The sequence below is a fragment of the Phascolarctobacterium succinatutens YIT 12067 genome, from assembly GCF_000188175.1.
Classification (GTDB): domain Bacteria; phylum Bacillota; class Negativicutes; order Acidaminococcales; family Acidaminococcaceae; genus Phascolarctobacterium_A; species Phascolarctobacterium_A succinatutens.
Map to the genome: position 1 here is coordinate 43,094 of NZ_GL830919.1, position 16,523 is coordinate 59,616.

General features: G+C 49.4%; 13 protein-coding genes, 1 tRNA gene and 1 pseudogene. 10 read left to right on the plus strand and 5 right to left on the minus strand.

Annotation, left to right across the window (positions count from 1 at the left end):
• Positions 1-27: 27 nt before the first annotated feature.
• The 3 genes and pseudogenes from HMPREF9443_RS07850 to HMPREF9443_RS07860 all read right to left on the minus strand — a co-directional run bounded on the left by HMPREF9443_RS07850 (position 28) and on the right by HMPREF9443_RS07860 (position 2,032).
• On the minus strand, positions 28-342 hold the full coding sequence (locus HMPREF9443_RS07850) for an ArsR/SmtB family transcription factor (protein WP_040565311.1): 315 nt from the start codon (positions 340-342) through the stop codon (positions 28-30).
• A gap of 189 nt (positions 343-531) precedes the next feature.
• Positions 532-672, minus strand: a pseudogene (locus HMPREF9443_RS11225) (DUF4368 domain-containing protein); the annotation flags it as partial.
• Between the two features lie 478 nt (positions 673-1,150).
• The gene (locus HMPREF9443_RS07860; protein WP_009146047.1) at positions 1,151-2,032 is read right to left on the minus strand and encodes a LysR family transcriptional regulator; all 882 of its coding nucleotides are present in this window, start codon (positions 2,030-2,032) and stop codon (positions 1,151-1,153) included.
• Between the two features lie 145 nt (positions 2,033-2,177).
• On the opposite strand from HMPREF9443_RS07860, the gene HMPREF9443_RS07865 reads away from it, so the two are divergent.
• The 9 genes from HMPREF9443_RS07865 (at position 2,178) to HMPREF9443_RS07905 (ending at position 12,499) form a co-directional block, all read left to right on the plus strand.
• Positions 2,178-3,590 (plus strand): SLC13 family permease, encoded by a 1,413-nt coding sequence (locus HMPREF9443_RS07865; RefSeq protein WP_009146048.1) that lies wholly within the window; start codon positions 2,178-2,180, stop codon positions 3,588-3,590.
• Between the two features lie 260 nt (positions 3,591-3,850).
• Positions 3,851-5,248 (plus strand): amino acid permease, encoded by a 1,398-nt coding sequence (locus tag HMPREF9443_RS07870; RefSeq protein ID WP_187363714.1) that lies wholly within the window; start codon positions 3,851-3,853, stop codon positions 5,246-5,248.
• 129 nt (positions 5,249-5,377) lie between these two features.
• Positions 5,378-7,324 (plus strand): ABC-F family ATP-binding cassette domain-containing protein, encoded by a 1,947-nt coding sequence (locus HMPREF9443_RS07875; RefSeq protein WP_230197169.1) that lies wholly within the window; start codon positions 5,378-5,380, stop codon positions 7,322-7,324.
• On the plus strand, positions 7,324-7,824 hold the full coding sequence (gene tadA, locus HMPREF9443_RS07880; RefSeq protein ID WP_009146051.1) for a tRNA adenosine(34) deaminase TadA: 501 nt from the start codon (positions 7,324-7,326) through the stop codon (positions 7,822-7,824). The genes HMPREF9443_RS07875 and tadA overlap by 1 nt, the downstream gene beginning before the upstream one ends.
• An 86-nt stretch (positions 7,825-7,910) precedes the next feature.
• A tRNA-Ser gene (locus HMPREF9443_RS07885) sits at positions 7,911-8,001 on the plus strand.
• A 171-nt stretch (positions 8,002-8,172) separates the two neighbouring features.
• Positions 8,173-9,048: a methylenetetrahydrofolate reductase gene (locus tag HMPREF9443_RS07890; protein ID WP_009146052.1), complete on the plus strand. Its 876-nt coding sequence runs from the start codon at positions 8,173-8,175 to the stop codon at positions 9,046-9,048.
• 35 nt (positions 9,049-9,083) lie between these two features.
• A complete protein-coding gene (locus HMPREF9443_RS07895; protein ID WP_009146053.1) occupies positions 9,084-9,722 on the plus strand; it encodes a vitamin B12 dependent-methionine synthase activation domain-containing protein in 639 nt (212 codons plus the stop codon).
• A 16-nt stretch (positions 9,723-9,738) separates the two neighbouring features.
• Positions 9,739-12,096, plus strand: a complete 2,358-nt coding sequence (locus HMPREF9443_RS07900; protein ID WP_009146054.1) for a homocysteine S-methyltransferase family protein — start codon at positions 9,739-9,741, stop codon at positions 12,094-12,096.
• Between the two features lie 142 nt (positions 12,097-12,238).
• Entirely contained in the window at positions 12,239-12,499 is a 261-nt protein-coding gene (locus HMPREF9443_RS07905; protein WP_040565313.1) for a hypothetical protein, read from the plus strand.
• 64 nt (positions 12,500-12,563) lie between these two features.
• On the opposite strand, the gene HMPREF9443_RS07910 is transcribed toward HMPREF9443_RS07905, so the two are convergent.
• Positions 12,564-13,280, minus strand: a complete 717-nt coding sequence (locus tag HMPREF9443_RS07910) for an LrgB family protein (protein ID WP_009146056.1) — start codon at positions 13,278-13,280, stop codon at positions 12,564-12,566.
• Complete coding sequence (locus HMPREF9443_RS07915; protein ID WP_040565315.1) at positions 13,277-13,639, minus strand: CidA/LrgA family protein; 363 nt, start codon at positions 13,637-13,639, stop codon at positions 13,277-13,279. The genes HMPREF9443_RS07910 and HMPREF9443_RS07915 overlap by 4 nt, the downstream gene beginning before the upstream one ends.
• Before the next feature lie 339 nt (positions 13,640-13,978).
• On the opposite strand from HMPREF9443_RS07915, the gene clpB reads away from it, so the two are divergent.
• Positions 13,979-16,519, plus strand: coding sequence for an ATP-dependent chaperone ClpB (clpB, locus tag HMPREF9443_RS07920; protein WP_009146059.1), 2,541 nt, complete (start codon positions 13,979-13,981; stop codon positions 16,517-16,519).
• Positions 16,520-16,523 lie beyond the last annotated feature (4 nt).

Consider the following 16,523-nt stretch of genomic DNA (forward strand, 5'->3'; position numbering starts at 1 on the left):
TAAGCCATCTTTTACAGATGGCTTATTTTACCTACAGCAACTTCCGTTTTGCTCATCATGAGGAACTAAAGAAAATTGTTGCTCAAGCAATTTTTTAGCACGCTCTGCGCCTTCGGGATTGATGGAGTAATGAACCCATTTCCCATATTTACGCCCTTGTACGATCTCGGCATCACACAATATTTTCATGTGATGGGAAAGTGTTGATTGTGTAATATGCAAATCATCAAGCAATTTGCAGGCGCATTTTTCCCCTGTGCGGAGCAATGCTAAAATCTGTAAACGGTTTTCGTCACAAAATGCTTTGAACACCTTTATGGTCTCTGTGTATGCAGACGCCACGAATCTCACCTCACATTCGCTGTTTTGAACTTACACTCTCATTATATTCATAAATTCAAAAATGTCAATATGATTTTTTCGAAAAACGGAAAGCTGAACAAGCTGCTTTTCAAGCGGACGTATTTGACACACAAAATAATACCCCATCCCTGTAAAGGGATGGGGTATCACAGCACTTTATTCTGTTATTTACGGGATTTCCCCGACAAAGTTGTAAACAATCTTGACTTCCTGCACCTTCTGCCCGTCCATCTTCCTGACCTCGCCAATTAGAATCTTACTGATGAGCTGGTGCATCACTGTCTCGTCCAGCTCCGTGATCGTGGCATACGTTCCTTCAACTCCTTCATAACGACCACCTGTATTCAGTTTGTACGAATCAAGAGGATCGTGTCCCTGTCCGTGTGTCATCCAAGGCAACTTAAATCGTCACCATGAATTATGGAACATTCCCTCCGCAAGCACCACACACTCCAAGCCGCGCCGGACAGGAACGGATGCTGGCTACAGTCGAGCGTCTTTGTTCGCACAGCCTGCGCTGTTTTGGAAACTTCTCCTTCGTTTGACGCTCAACCGACATTGCTTTCTTTTATAGCACACCAACGTAACTTCGGTTCGCGGCAAACGCATGGCGAAAAGCACCGGAATCCTGCGCGCGGCCAAAGGAACTTTTGGTTACTTTTCCTTCCGTGGAAAAGTAACATAATTAGCATATCGCTTATATCATCCTAACGGATGCACACAACATGTCTTGTGCACGTCTAAAGGAACTTTTGGTTACTTTTTCTTCCGTGGAAAAGTAACATAACTATATATGCTTGCGGAAAAACTCCAAAAACCCCTCAGACGCAGGCGATAATTTATGCTCCTTACTCCAATACAACGTCTGATCAAAATGCAGCTTCTCATCAACAAGCTGCTGTCGCACCATCTCCTGCGGCACAGCATCACCCTCCAACGCCGCAACAACCGCAACTCCCAGTCCGCTTGTCGCAAAGGTAAGCGCACTCTCCGCCGTAGTGGCAATAAAGGCAACATTAGGCTTAACAGCATAATCCTTAAACACATTGCGCAAAAGCGCATAGCTGCCATAATTACAGCACAAGGGCACACCTGCTAAATCCTCCGGCGAAAGCATACTTTTATTTGCCCACGGAACCGCAAATCCGGCATTATAGAAAGCATAAAAATTCTCCCGCTGCACCTTGATAGTAGCAAAATTATGCGCTGCAGGCAGCGGCGCATTGGCAAAGGCAAAATCAATGCTGCCTGCCTCCAGCTGCTGCTGCTGCTGCTCTACCGTAGCATCGTGAAACTGATAACTGATACCGGGATTTTCCTTGGCAAAGGGAATAAGATAGCTGCGCAGGAAGTAGTCGGTGCGCACATGTGACACGCTGAAGCGCAGCGTACCTGCGGCACGCCTGCCGAAGGCCTGCATACGCAGACTGATATCATCTTCCGTATTGCACAGCTGACGCGCCTGCTGCAAAAAGGTTTCGCCTGCTTCCGTCAGTTCAATGTGGCGCTTACCGCGCTGCATTTTGAAAAGCTGCACGCCGTAGTTTCTTTCGATAGCCTTCATCTGCGCGCTGAGCGCCGGCTGTACGATGCCCAGACGTTTCGCTGCGGCGCTGAGATTACCTGTTTCGGCAACAGTGATAAAGTTTCTGTAAAAAGCAAAATCCATAGCAGTATCTCCTTAAAATATCAAAGAATATGATTATAATAATCAAAATAAAGTCTTTTACTTAATTATAGAACGGGAGTAGAATTAAGTAAACGCAAAAATAGAAGGAAAACTTCTATTGAACTCGGAGAGGAAGCTGTTATTTATGAAAAAACACCGTTCGTTGAATGTTATCTCAGGTCCCTTACTTTTTCTTGTCGTCCTGCTTGTATTGGCGCCTATAATTGAATTTAAGCAGGCGGCCGCTATTGCCACGATTTTCTGGATGGGCCTTTGGTGGGTGCTGCGTCCGGTAAATATCGCCGTAACCTCGCTGCTGCCGATTCCGCTGAACGCTATCTTCGGCATGGTGCCGATGGAGGGGATTATCAGCAAATACTTTTCGGAAATCGTCGTGCTGCTGGTCGGCAGTGATCTTATCAGCCTGGTGTGGGAAAAAACACATCTTGATAAGCGTCTGGCGATTAAAAGCCTTTGCGGATTGGGAACATCGATGCGCGAGCAGATTTGCGTCTGGCTGGTGGCTTCAACGTTGCTGTCTATCTTTCTGCCAAACGTCGTCGTTGTTATGATTCTTTTGCCGGTAGCTGTAAGCATGTTGCGCTTTTTGGGACAGCAGCAGATTACCGATAATCCCGTAGCAACACCGATTCTGTTGGCTATCGTCTGGGGCGCAGGCTTCGGCGGCTTCGGCTCACCCTTAGGCAGCAGCTCCAACCTGGTAGCAATCAGCTATCTGGAAAAGCTTACGGGACATGAATTCATGTATGTGGATTGGCTTATCCGCTTTCTGCCGCTGCTGTTCATCATCATGTTGCTGATTATGGCTTATCTGCTGCATCTGCCGCTGCCTGTTAAACGTCTTGACGGCGGCAAGGAATATTTCCGTGCTGCCTATGATAAGCTCGGGCCGATGAGCCGCGGTGAAAAGTTAGGATTGTGGCTTTTTATTCTCGCAACAGGTTTGGCCTTCGTCCGTCCGCTTTACGTGCAGTATTTGCCGCTGATGAAGCCTGCGTATGTTTTCTTCACCTTCGGTATGCTCACCTTTATGTTGCGCAACGAAACAGGTCAGCTGCTTCTGACCTGGCGTGAGGCTGAAAAGGGCATCATGTGGGGGATGATTTTCCTTTTTTCCGGCGGTCTGGCGTTGGGACAGCTGATTACGAAAACCGGTGCGGCAACGCAGATTGCTAAGGTAATTACGCTGCTGCCGTTAAGCGGAGGTTGGGAAACGATGTTCAGCCTGACGCTGTTTGCCACATTCCTGACGGAAATAAGCAGTAATACTGCGGCGGCTTCTATCTCAATTCCGGTAGTACAAAGCATTTCGCAGCAGCTGGGGTTGAACCCCATTCCTTATATCCTGACCTCGATTGTTGCCGTTAACTGTGCTTTTATTCTGCCGGTCAGCACACGTGCCGTAGGTGTAACCTACGGTTTGAACCCTGATGATTTACTGAAAAACGGCCTCAAGCTTTCAATAATCTGCATGCTGCTCGTAAGTGCGCTTGGCTGTATCTGCATGCATTGCTGGAGTCTTTTCAATCATCTTTAGAGTAGCCTTCTTTGTTTACTCCCTTGTCATTGTTGGGATGGCGGTGGAGTATTTTTGTAGAGAATTGTGAAGAAGTACGCTTGAAAATGATGCAAAACAGCGGAAAAAAGAGGAAAATAGATTTTTTTTGTAAAATCGCTGATTTTAGTGCATTTTTTGCTATACAAACACGGTTTTTTGTAGTAAAATCATATCACAAGAATTTTGGCGGAACGGAAGGTTCCACACATATGCTCAAGAAAGGTTGTGTTATTAAGGTAATGAACGAGCAATCCATGAATAGAAGTTTAAAGAACAGACACTTACAGATGATTTCTTTAGGTGGCATTATCGGCAGCTGTTATTTTTTAGGTGCCGGATATGCGATTGAGCAGGCCGGACCTGCTATTATTCTTTCTTATCTTTTTGGCGGTGCAATCGTCTTATGCGTTATGCTGTGCCTGGCGGAGCTGGCTGTAGCTAAGCCTATTTCCGGTTCCTTTGTTACCTACGCACGTGAGAATATATCTTCAACCTGGGCTTGTGGCGTTGGCTGGGCCTATTGGCTGAACTGGATGGCTTACGTGCCGTCTGAAATGATTGCTGCGGGTATCATTATGAATAATTTTGTACCTGCCGTCAGTCAACTGTGGTGGGCAATTCTTTTTGGCCTGCTAGTGACTGTAATTAACCTTTTTCATGTTGATAATTTCGGTGAAAGCGAATTTTGGCTTTCCATTATCAAAATTGCTGCCCTTGTGGGTTTCTGCGGCGTTGCCGGTTTAATAGTCTGCGGTCTTGTTGGTGACCAGGGCTATTTAGGTGCTAAGGTGCTGCTGGGCCAAGGCGGCTTTGCTCCTCAGGGATATTGGCCGATTGTGCTGACCATGGTTATTATTCTGGTTAACTTCCAAGGTACCGAAATCATCGGTCTGGCTGCGGGCGAATGCAAGGATCCTGCTAAAAGCATTCCTATTGCGGTTCGTAATGTTTCCTGGCGTGTCATTGCTTTATATATCATTCCTATTACATTATTGCTGTCCATTATGCCGTGGGATAAGGCCAGCCTGAAGGAGAGCGTGTTTGCCGCTGCTTTGGCGGAATACGGCTTTGAAGGCTTAGCTTCTGCGATTGCCTTTGTAGTGCTGGTTGCAGGTGTTTCCTGCGCTAACTCCGGACTGTATGGCGGTGCTCGTGCGCTGCATGCACTGGCTCGTATGGATATGGCTCCGGCGTTTTTGGGCAAGCTCAATAAAAACGGTATGCCGCAGAATTCCATTATCGTTTCTGTATGTGCCTGCTGGGCAGTTATCGTTTTCTACACCTTTAATCCCGATTCTACACTGTATACTTATTTGCTGGCAGTATCCGGCTTTACCGGAGCGATGGCTTGGATTTCCATTTGCTGGAGCCAATATAAATTCCGCCGCCGTCTGATTGCCGAAGGCAAGGAGGATACTCTGAAGTATAAAACACCGTTCTTCCCGTATGTTACGCATTTCGGTATCTGGTCGCAGGTTTTCTGCCTGGCAGTAATTGCTTTGACACCGGATTTACGCCAGACGCTGTACGCTGGCGTACCGATGCTGGTGGTGCCGATGCTGTGCTATCGTTGGCGTAAGCATCAAAAGAGTTTACTCCAGACTAAAACTCAGGTAGCAATGGCCCATAAATCTTAAAAGTATATGGAGGTTGCCGCAGATGCGGCAGCCTCTTTTTATGTAATGCACGAAAATATAAGAATATAGCAGAGCCTTTTGAGTATAATGCCGGAAGGTGTTATAATAGTTGTTAAAAGGAGAATGGTTATGCAATTAGTAGTAGATAAAATCGCCAAAGCATTTGGCATTCATGAAATATTTAAAGACGTCAGCTTCATGGTGGAGCAAGGCGAGCACGTTGGCCTTGTCGGCGTCAACGGCAGCGGCAAGACTACGCTGCTGCGTTGCCTGCTGCAGCCTGAATGGGTTGACAGCGGTGCGGTAAAATTTGAACCCGGTATCAGCGTGGGCTATGTACAGCAGGGCTTTACCGATATCAGAGGTACTATCTGGCAGTTTATGCAGACAGCCTGCCCGGAAATCGGCAGCCTGCGCCAAAAGCTGGCACAGCTTGAGGCTGATTCCGGCAAGCTGCAGGGCGAAAAGCTGGACAGCTGCCTGGAGGAGTACGGACGCGTACTTAAGCGCTACGAATTTATTGACGGCTATAATTACGAAAACCGCATTAAGCGTGTGCTTATCGGGTTGGGCTATACCGAGGATTGGTGGCAGCATGATGCGGCAACGCTGAGCGGCGGTCAGAAAACACGTCTGATGCTGGCGGCGGCACTGGTGCGTAATCCCGACTTTATGATTCTGGACGAACCGACGAACCATTTAGATATTGTAATGACGCAGTGGCTGGAAAAGTATTTGCAGGAATTTAAGGGCGGTCTGCTCGTTGTCAGCCATGACCGTGCCTTCCTCGATAATGTTGCTATGCGCATTATGGAAATGGAGGGCGGCAAGCTGCAATCCTTTAAGGGCAATTACACCCGCTATCTGGAGCAGAAGGCGATTCAGAGCAGTACGCTGACTGCTGCCTATAATGCGCAGCAGGATTATATTGCGCGCACCGAGGCATATATCCGTCGCTTCAAGGCAGGCATCAAGAGTAAAATGGCGCGTGGTCGTCAGTCACAGCTCGACCGTCTGGAGCGTATTGATGCGCCGGTGCAGCATGAGGAGTTTGAGCTGCGTTTGCCGCCGGCTGCCGAATGTGCGGACAGAGTGCTGATTATGGAGGACCTGACCATCGGCTACGGCGAGAAGATACTGGCCAAAGGTATTAACCTTACACTACGCCGCGGTGAAAAGGCAGCGCTTTTGGGTGCCAACGGTACCGGCAAGACGACGCTGCTGCGTACTATCTTGGGCGAAATTGCACCGCTGAAGGGCAAGGCCAAGATTGGCAGCAGAGTGCAGATCGGTTATTTTTCGCAGAGCTATGAGCGCTTAAACCCGGAGCAGACGCTGTTGGAAAACTTTGTTGTTGAATACGGCTTTACGGAAGAGTATACACGCTCTATGCTTGGCGGCATGCTGTTCCACGGTGATGATGTGTTCAAAAAAATCGGCGAGCTGAGCGGCGGTCAGAAGGCACGCCTGGTGCTGCTGAAGCTGGTGTTGGACGGTGCTAACTGTCTGGTGCTTGACGAACCGACAAACCATCTGGATATTATGGCACGCGAAGCAGTAGAGGCCGCGTTGGAATCCTTTGACGGCACAGTGCTGGTAGTCAGCCATGACCGTTACTTTGTCAACGAGGTTGCCGACCGCATCTGGGAAATTGAGGATTTAGAGGTTAAGGACTATAAGGGTAACTACGATTTCTACCTCGAAGAAAAACAGAAAAAGGCTGCTGCTTTGGCGCAGGCACAGGAGGAAGCGGAAAAGGCTGCAGCCTATGCGGAGGCACAGGCTAAAAAGCAGCAACAGACTGCAGCAGCGCCGGTAAAGGAGAAAAAGCAAGAGGATAAAAAACGTCGTTACAGTCCGGACGAGGCTGCACGACTGTTGCCCAAGGTAGAGCTGCAGATTCGTGAGCAGGAGGCCATGATGGGCCTTTTGGAAAAGCAGATGGCGGACCCGGCAAATCACACCAGTCCAGAGCATAGCGCAGCGATGGCAGCAGAGCATGAGGAATACGAGCAAACCATTGCTGAGCTGATGGAAAAATGGGAGCTGCTGATGGAAGCGGCGGAGGATGCCTGATGGAAGATAAAAAGTATATGCAGCTGGCACTGGCTGAGGCACGCAAGGCCGCAGAGCTTGGTGAAATTCCTATCGGCGCGGTACTGGCGGACATGACAACAGGTGAGGTTATCGCCGCCGCGCACAATATGCGTGAAACTTGGCATGACGCAACGGCGCACGCTGAGGTCATTGTCATCCGCGAGGCCTGCGAGCGCCTGGGGCGCTGGCGTCTGAGCGGTTGTGCGCTTTACGTTACCGTTGAGCCCTGCCCGATGTGCAGCGGTGCCATTGTCAACGGCCGTGTCGACCGCGTTGTTTACGGCTGTCATGATGTGAAGGCCGGCGGTGCGGAATCAATTTTCAATATTATTACGAATCCTAATCTCAATCACTGCGCTGAAGTTATCAGCGGCATCTGTGAGGAGGAATGCGCGCAGGTAATGCGCGACTTTTTCCGCCGTCGCCGTCAGGAAAACAAGGCGAAGCGCAAGAGTGAAGCCGGTGCGCCGCAGGAATAATTTCGTCAGGCGGTTGCCAAGACAGGATTTTTCTTATATAATATTAATGTTAACCTGATGCGAATATTTTGCCATAACAGAATAATGGAGACGTAGCGAAGTGGTCATAACGCGGCTGACTCGAAATCAGTTTGCCGTTTGCGCGGCACGTGGGTTCGAATCCCACCGTCTCCGCCAACGAAATTCAATCCCGCAGCTTATCCGGCTGCGGGATTTTTAGTGTGTAACATATTTATCATTTTAGTAGGTTTTATCGCTTATTAGTTAAATTCTTCTGCTTTTTGTTTGCCAAAGATGTCGCAAACTGTTAAAATGTCATACGAATGCTTTTGATTTTGGGGGATAAATATGACATCGGAAAAAATAATTGATATCTTAAAAAACGGTAAAATTCATCTGTCGTGCGAGCTGTTTCCGCCTAAGCAGGGCGCAGAGCTGCAAAACAGTCTGGAGATTGTCAACAAAATTGCAGCCAGCACGCCGTCCTATATGAGCGTCACCTATGGCGCAGGCGGCAGCACGGTAGGCTATTCGGCAGCACTGGCCAAAAAAGTAGAGGATAACGGCATGCCGGCTCTGGCTCATCTGACTTGTGTAAAGGCTGATGAAGCAAAGCTGGCAGAGGTACTTGGACAGCTGCAGGGCTTTGGCGTAAAAAATATTCTGGCGCTGCGCGGCGATATCCCGGCAGATATGCAGGGCGAGGAAATCGGCAGCTTTGCTCATGCCAGTGAGCTGATGCGGTTTGTAAAGCAGCAGGGTGATTTCTGTGTTGGCGGTGCTGCTTATCCCGAAGGCCATCCCGAATCGGGTTCGCTGGAAAAGGATATAGAAAACACCAAGTACAAGGTGGATGCAGGTGTTGACTTTTTGGTGACACAGATGTTTTTTGATAATACGATTTTGTATAACTATATGTTCCGCCTGCTGCGTGCGGGCATCAATGTGCCGGTGGTGCCGGGCATTATGCCGGTGACGAATGCTAAGCAGATTATCCGCATCTGCCAGCTGAGCGGTACTAAGCTGCCGCCGCAGTTTCGTGCGATGGTAGAAAAGTTTGCCGATAAGCCGGAGGCACTGAAGCAGGCAGGTATCGCCTATGCTACCGGTCAAATTATTGATTTGATTGCTAATGGTTTTGACAATGTACATATCTACACGATGAACAAGCCGGAAATTTTTGCCGGTATTATGAATAATCTCGGAGAGATTGTAGATAAATAGTCCTGCGCTACGGCGCAAAATTTAAGGTTGTTGTTATGGAATTTAAGCAAAAGGAAGCGCTGCGCTATCTGCGGGCCAAGCCGGGAGATAAGGCAGCAGAAATTTTAGTGGATACGGTTTATCTGAAGCTGCGCAATGAGGTGCAGGCGCGTTATATCCTGCAAAAGCATGCGATAACGGCAGATGAAGCAGGCGTAACGCTGGACTGCGGCGTGCGCTTTCATTCGCGTGCACTGGCGCGCCATTTGAAGGGCTGCAACACGGTGCTGCTTATGGGGGCAACGCTCGGCAGCAGGGTAGACGCAGCCATTCGTCGCCTGGCGCTTATCAGCGTTGCTGAAGGCGCGGCGGCTCAGGCCGTGGCAGCGGCGCTGATTGAAAGCTATTGCGATGAGGTACAGGCGCAGGCTGAAACAGGCGGTCTGCTGCAGCGTCCGCGTTTTTCGCCGGGCTATGGTGATTGGCCGCTGGAGGAGCAGCGTCAGCTGTTTGCAGTGCTGAACTGTGCCAAACGCATCGGCCTGACGCTGACGGACGGACTGATGATGGCTCCGTCGAAGTCGGTGACGGCAATCATCGGCTTATCGGAAGATGCTGCCTGCGTGCAGAATAAATGTATGACCTGCAGTAATATAAACTGTCCTTACAGAGATACTGATATTAAGAAAGTTTGAGGAGAAGATTTAATTTATGAATTTTAAGGAATTGTTAGGCAAGCAAATGCTGTTCTTTGATGGTGCTACCGGCACACAGCTGCAGGCACGCGGTCTGCAGCCGGGTGAGCTGCCCGAAAGCTGGAATTTTACACACCCCGATATTGTAGAGGCTGTGCATCGCAGTTATCTTGATGTAGGCTCCAATATCGTAAAATCCAATACCTTCGGCGCTAATCCGTTGAAGCTGGCAGGCTCCGGACTGGATTGCAAGGAAACCATCGAAGCGGCTGTGGCGATTGCCAAGAAGGCCTGCGGTGGCAGGGAAAACAAATTTGTTGCGCTGAATTTGGGACCGACAGGGAAGCTGTTGGCTCCTTATGGCGATTTGCCCTTTGAAAAGGCAGTAGAAGCCTACGGCGAAATGGTACGCTACGGCGCTGCTGCCGGTGCGGATCTGATTCTTATCGAAACAATGAGCGACACCTACGAAATCAAGGCTGCGGTTCTGGCATCTAAGGAAAACTGTGATTTGCCGATTTGCGTGACCATGACCTTTGACGAGGATGGCAAGCTGTTGACCGGTGCTACGGTTGAGGCTGCCGCTTTGATGTGCGAAGGTCTGGGCGTAGATGCCATCGGCTTTAACTGCGGTTTGGGACCGGTGCAGGTGGGCAAGCTATTCCCGCAAATGCTGGAAGCAACCAGCCTGCCGCTGATTATCAATCCTAATGCCGGACTGCCGGTGCAGCGTGACGGCAAAACCTGCTTTGATGTCGGACCGGAGGAATATGCGGAGCTGATGTACGAGCTCGCAGGCAAGGGCGCAAGCATTGTAGGCGGCTGCTGCGGTACAACGCCGGAGCATATTGCGCAGATGATTGCCAAATGCAAAACTCTGCAGCCGGGTGGTACGCGTGATTGCCGTCTGACTGCGGTATCCTCCTACGGCAAAGCAGTACATTTGGGTGAAGGTCCTGTAATTATCGGCGAACGCATCAATCCTACCGGCAAAAAACGTTTGAAGGAAGCGCTGGTAAACGGTGACCTTGATTATGTGTGCCGTCTTGGTCTGGAGCAGATTGGCGTGGGCGCACAGATTCTGGACGTTAACGTAGGCACGCCGGGTATTGACGAAGCGGCAATGGCTGCGAAGGCTGTGCCGGCGCTGCAGGCGATTACCGATACGCCGCTGCAGATTGATACATCTAATTACGAAGCAATGGAAAGAGCGCTGCGCCTCTATAACGGCAAGCCTATGCTTAATTCCGTCAATGGTAAGGAGGACAGCCTGCAGCATGTGCTGCCGCTGGCTAAAAAATACGGCGCTGTGCTGGTTGCACTGTGTCTTGACGACAGCGGTATTCCCGCTACTGCAGCAGGACGTATTGCCGTGGCTGAAAAAATTATCGCCCGTGCGGCCGAATACGGCATTGAAAGCCGCAATATAGTTGTAGACCCGCTGGCACTGACTATTTCCACCGGTGCCGAAAATGCGGCGATTGCCTGTGAGGTTATCCGCACGATGAAGGCACGCGGCATCAACACTGTTATGGGTGTTTCCAACATTTCGTTCGGTCTTCCCGGACGTGATGCTGTCAACAGCACCTTCTTCAGCATGGCAATGGCAGCAGGCCTTTCCTGCGGCATCATCAATCCGCAGAGCAAGCCGATGATGGATGCTTATTACGGGTATCGTGCGCTGGCAGGCTATGACGAGGGCTGCAAGGAATATGTACAGCATTATGCAGATGCACCGAAGGCTGCAGCAACAACAGTAAGCGAAATGGGTCTTTACGATGCCATTGTCAAAGGACTGCAGGGACCTGCGCGTCAGGCCGCAGCCAAGGCTCTGGAAAGCGAAAAGCCGTTGGATATCATTAACAAATATATGATTCCTGCGCTTGATTTTGTCGGTCATGGCTTTGAAAAGAAAACTCTCTTCCTGCCGCAGCTTCTGATGAGCGCGGATGCGGCGAAGGCAGCCTTTGAGGTTATCCGCGAGGCTGTCGGCGTGGGCGAAACGCAGGGAGAAACAGTAATTATCGCTACTGTCCATGGCGATATCCACGATATCGGCAAAAACATCGTTAAGGTACTGTTGGAAAATTACGGCTATCGCGTGCTTGACTTGGGCAAGGACGTGCCTGTGGAAGCAGTTGTAGAGGCAGCCAAGAAAACAGATGCCAAGGTTGTCGGCTTGTCTGCATTGATGACTACTACAGTAGGCGCAATGGAAGAAACTATTGCTGCGTTGCATAATGAATGTGACTGTCAGGTTGTTGTCGGCGGTGCGGTGCTCACGCAGGAATACGCTGACACCATCGGTGCCGAGCATTATGCGCCGAACGCTGTCAGTGCGGTAAACTACGTCAACGAAATCTTAGGCAAATAATTTATATACAGATGATTTGAGGACTATCATGCTTAGCGTGGTAGTCCTTTTTTACAGAGTTTCGACTTTTTGGTCATTAAGCAGGAAAAACTGCTCCCTCCCAAGAATTAAACAAATATCACCATGAACGGAGGGATGCTGCATGAACATTTACGTTTGGCGACACAACAAAACATATCACAGCCACAGTATGATTGACGAGCCCTGCGTCAACAGCGAATTTTATCTTGATGCGATTGCTGTTGTGCTGGCACATGATTTGGAAGAAGCGCTGGCCAAGCTGGCGGAGGAAAACAAAGGCTGGCGCACCGAGGATTTGCGGAAGCTGCCGTGCAGCGTATATCCTGCGGATAAGGCGGCAGTAATCTTTTCCGAGCTGCGCGGGATTATTCCGCATCTCTAAAAACAAAAAAGCCCGAATTCCCACATGAAATGTATGTGAGAATTTGGGCTTTTGCTTTATCTGCTTACCAGATGCTTTTTAAAATCGGCAGTAAAATAGGTGCCAGGATAGAGGTGCTGATGCCGGTAAGGGCAATCGCTACACCGCCGATGGCCAGCTGAACGGGGCTGACATTGGCGCAGACGCTGGTGCCGAGGCCGTGGCTGGAGGCGCCGATAGCAAGACCGGCAGCCAAATGGTTTTTGATTCCCAAAAGACGCAGCAGCTTGTGATTGAAGGTTGCTCCCAGCATACCGGTGAAGATAACAGCAGCTGTAGTCAACGCCGGAATACCGCCGATTGTTTTGGAAACATCAATGGCGATTGGCGTCGTAATGGATTTGGGAATGAGCGAAAGCAGAACCTGCTCGCTGGTACCCATGGCCTTGCCGCAGAAGTAAACGACTATGATAGCCGAAAGCGTTGCCAACGTAACGCCGCCGGCGATAGCACCGGCCTTGGCCATGATAAGTTCACGGTTCTTGTACAGGGGCAGGGCCAGAGCGATGGTTGCCGGTCCTAAAAGAAAGTTAATGAATTCCGCACCTGCTTCGTACTGCTTGTACTCTACGCCTGGCGCCAGAACGATGACAGCGATGACCAGAGGGCAGGCGATAACGAAGGGCGGAATGATGTTCAGGCTGAAGCGGTCGATGATAATTTCGCTGATAACATACAGGATGACCGTCAGACCTATGCCAAAGAGCGGTGAGTTAAGTAAAACGTCAGGAAAAAGCATCATTGACTCTCCTTTCCTTTAAGCATTGCTTCGATAAAGAAGGCTGTAACGCTCAGAACGACAATACTGCAGACAACAATGGTAACAGTAATGGGCAACAGCTCAGCTTTGATAACATCTACATATAATATAACGCTGACGCCTGCCGGTAAAAACAGCATACCCATTTTGGAAATCAGGATATCGCAGATTCCCTCGATGGAGCTTGCCGGAATAACGTTGCCGCAGAGAAGTGCCGTTAAAATCAGCATTCCCAAAAGAGCGGGCGGAAAGGGTACGCCGAGGGCGTTGATGATGAGCGTGGATACCCATTGCAAAAGCAGTAAAAAGGCGATACCGCGCAATAAGCTGGTGGGTGACATTTTGTTTCCTCCTCATAAAAACATGACAAATACTATTATTATAGACCTGTTGGTGGAAGTACGCATAAAGGTCAAAACGGCTGGGGTGAGCCGATGGTCTTTGGGGTTAAGAGTACTTGGCCGACAGAACGACATGCTATTAATATTGCCACAAAGCTAACAATCTGTCAACAAAATGACGGTGATTTTTCACTGAATTAACACAGAAAATCATTTGACTTTTTGACTTTTACTGATATAATAGCAATTAGAAAGTGAATAGTGGTCCGAAAATGGCAAAGAGTCAACGCCATTCGGTTATTGACCGCTATTGAACCTGATAGAAGGAGGTGCAGCGTGATGAATGAACGCTACAGTGAAGAGGTAAAGGCTATCTTAGAGGCTGCTCAGCAGCAGGCAGTTATGAACTATCACCAGGAGCTGACAACGGCACATGTTCTGGCAGCATTGTGCGGCAGCGACGGCTTCTTTAAATATTTGCTGCAGAGCCTGCACATTGATGAAAATGCTTTCAGCAAGGATGCTAAGGCTTTAGTACAAAAAATCCCCGGAGTTAAAGGTCAGGACCGTCAGCTGATGATGGGTACCGGCTTTGCCAGAGTAATGGCTATTCTGGGACAAAGTAAGGAAGAAATCGGCATCGGTCAGCTGGTTGCAGCTATGGCCAGTGACGGTGACAGCGATGTTGTATCACTCTTCCGTAAATATGGTATAGATAAGAAAAAAGTTGAGGCGGCATTTATGCAGTATCAAAATAGCGAAGCAAATGATGAAACTAAAAAGACGCTGGAAAAATACGGCCAGGATCTGACAGCTAAAGCTAAAGACGGCAAGCTGGACCCGGTAATCGGCCGTGATGAGGAAATCCGTCGTACGATTGAAATCCTTTCGCGTCGTAAGAAAAATAATCCGGTGCTTATCGGTGAACCCGGCGTTGGTAAAACTGCCATCGTCGAAGGTCTGGCAAGACGTATTATTGCCGGCGATGTACCGGAAAGCCTGAAGAATAAAACCCTGTATGCTCTGGACCTGGCGGCTTTGGTTGCCGGTGCCAAATACCGTGGTGAATTCGAAGAGCGTCTGAAAAAAGTATTGAAGGCTGTCAGCGAAAGCGCCGGTCAGATTATCATGTTTATTGATGAACTGCATACCGTTGTCGGTGCCGGTGCTGCCGAAGGCGCTATGGATGCAGGCAACATCCTGAAGCCGATGCTGGCGCGCGGCGAGCTGCGCTGCATAGGTGCAACTACACTGAACGAATATCGTAAGTATATTGAAAAGGACAGTGCGCTGGAGCGTCGTTTTCAGCCGGTAATGGTTAAGGAGCCGAGCGTTGAAGATACAATTTCCATCCTGCGTGGCCTGCGTGAACGTTATGAGGTACATCATGGCGTGCGCATTAAAGACGCTGCCCTGGTTGCTGCTGCTGTGCTTTCTAACCGTTATATCAATGACCGTTTCTTACCTGATAAGGCTATTGACCTGGTAGATGAGGCTGCTGCCCGTCTGCGTACCGAAATTGATTCGCTGCCGACCGAGCTGGATGAAAGCAAACGTCGTATCCTGCAGCTGGAAATCGAAGCTCAGGCTTTGGGCAAAGAGGAGGATGCTCAGTCCAAAGACCGTTTGGCTAAGCTGAACGAGGAGCTGGCAAAACTGCGTAAGGAAAATGACGAGCTTGTTAAACGCTGGGATGCAGAAAAGGCTTCCATTGCCCGTGTACGTGAGGTAAAGAAGGAAATTGATGCTGTGAAAAACCAGATGGAGCAGGCTGAGCGCGACTATGACCTGAATAAAATGGCTGAATTGAAATACGGTCGTCTGCCTGAGCTGCAGAAGGAATTGGCTGCTTTGTCCAAGAAGGATGAAAACGGCAATGACAATGTTATGCTCAAGGAAGAGGTAGATGAAGAGGATATCGCTAAGGTTGTCAGCACCTGGACCGGCATTCCTGTTGCCCGCTTAGGTACCGGTGAACGTGCTAAACTGGTTCACCTGGAGGAAATCCTGCACGAGCATGTTATCGGTCAGGATGAAGCAGTCAAGGCTGTCAGCGAGGCTGTTATCCGTGCGCGTGCCGGTATCAAGGATCCTAATCGTCCGATTGGTTCCTTTATCTTCCTTGGTCCTACCGGTGTCGGCAAAACCGAGCTGGCTAAGACCTTGGCCGAGGTGCTCTTTGATGATGAACGCAACATGGTGCGTATCGATATGAGCGAATACATGGAGAAGCATACCGTATCTCGTCTGATCGGTGCGCCTCCGGGATACGTCGGCTATGATGAAGGCGGTCAGCTGACCGAGGCTGTACGCCGTCATCCGTACAGCGTAATCCTGTTGGACGAAATCGAAAAGGCACATGCAGATGTCTTTAACGTATTGCTGCAGGTTCTGGACGATGGCCGTCTGACTGATGGTAAAGGCCGTATCGTTGACTTCAAGAATACCTTGATTATCATGACCAGTAACCTTGGCAGCAACGAGATTATGAAAGCGCAGGGCTCTATGGATAGAGAAAAGATTCAGCAGATGCTGATGAACTTCTTCCGTCCGGAATTCCTGAACCGTGTTGATGACATTGTTGTGTTCAAACCGCTGCAGGCAGAACAGATTAAGGAAATCGTTAAACTGGTACTGCGAGAGCTGGGTGACCGTCTGAATAAGCAGCTGGAACTGACGCTTACTTATACCGACGAGGCTGTCGCTTTCCTGGCAAAGGCCGGCTTTGATCCTGCCTTCGGTGCTCGTCCGTTGAAACGTCTGATTGTCCACACTGTTGAAAACATCCTGGGCAAGAAGATTGTTGCAGGTGAAATAAAAAATGGCGATAAGGTTGAGGTTGTATTGGTAAACGATGCAATTAACGTTGTCGTAAAATAAAACA

What these genes read in the sequence shown, in the direction of transcription:
- HMPREF9443_RS07860 (WP_009146047.1), bottom strand. Translation starts at nt 2,032, where the DNA reads ATGGATTTTGCTTTTTACAGAAACTTTATCACTGTTGCCGAAACAGGT.
- HMPREF9443_RS07865 (WP_009146048.1), top strand. Translation starts at nt 2,178, where the DNA reads ATGAAAAAACACCGTTCGTTGAATGTTATCTCAGGTCCCTTACTTTTT.
- HMPREF9443_RS07870 (WP_187363714.1), top strand. Translation starts at nt 3,851, where the DNA reads ATGAACGAGCAATCCATGAATAGAAGTTTAAAGAACAGACACTTACAG.
- HMPREF9443_RS07875 (WP_230197169.1), top strand. Translation starts at nt 5,378, where the DNA reads ATGCAATTAGTAGTAGATAAAATCGCCAAAGCATTTGGCATTCATGAA.
- tadA (WP_009146051.1), top strand. Translation starts at nt 7,324, where the DNA reads ATGGAAGATAAAAAGTATATGCAGCTGGCACTGGCTGAGGCACGCAAG.
- HMPREF9443_RS07890 (WP_009146052.1), top strand. Translation starts at nt 8,173, where the DNA reads ATGACATCGGAAAAAATAATTGATATCTTAAAAAACGGTAAAATTCAT.
- HMPREF9443_RS07895 (WP_009146053.1), top strand. Translation starts at nt 9,084, where the DNA reads ATGGAATTTAAGCAAAAGGAAGCGCTGCGCTATCTGCGGGCCAAGCCG.
- HMPREF9443_RS07900 (WP_009146054.1), top strand. Translation starts at nt 9,739, where the DNA reads ATGAATTTTAAGGAATTGTTAGGCAAGCAAATGCTGTTCTTTGATGGT.
- HMPREF9443_RS07905 (WP_040565313.1), top strand. Translation starts at nt 12,239, where the DNA reads ATGAACATTTACGTTTGGCGACACAACAAAACATATCACAGCCACAGT.
- HMPREF9443_RS07910 (WP_009146056.1), bottom strand. Translation starts at nt 13,280, where the DNA reads ATGATGCTTTTTCCTGACGTTTTACTTAACTCACCGCTCTTTGGCATA.
- HMPREF9443_RS07915 (WP_040565315.1), bottom strand. Translation starts at nt 13,639, where the DNA reads ATGTCACCCACCAGCTTATTGCGCGGTATCGCCTTTTTACTGCTTTTG.
- clpB (WP_009146059.1), top strand. Translation starts at nt 13,979, where the DNA reads ATGAATGAACGCTACAGTGAAGAGGTAAAGGCTATCTTAGAGGCTGCT.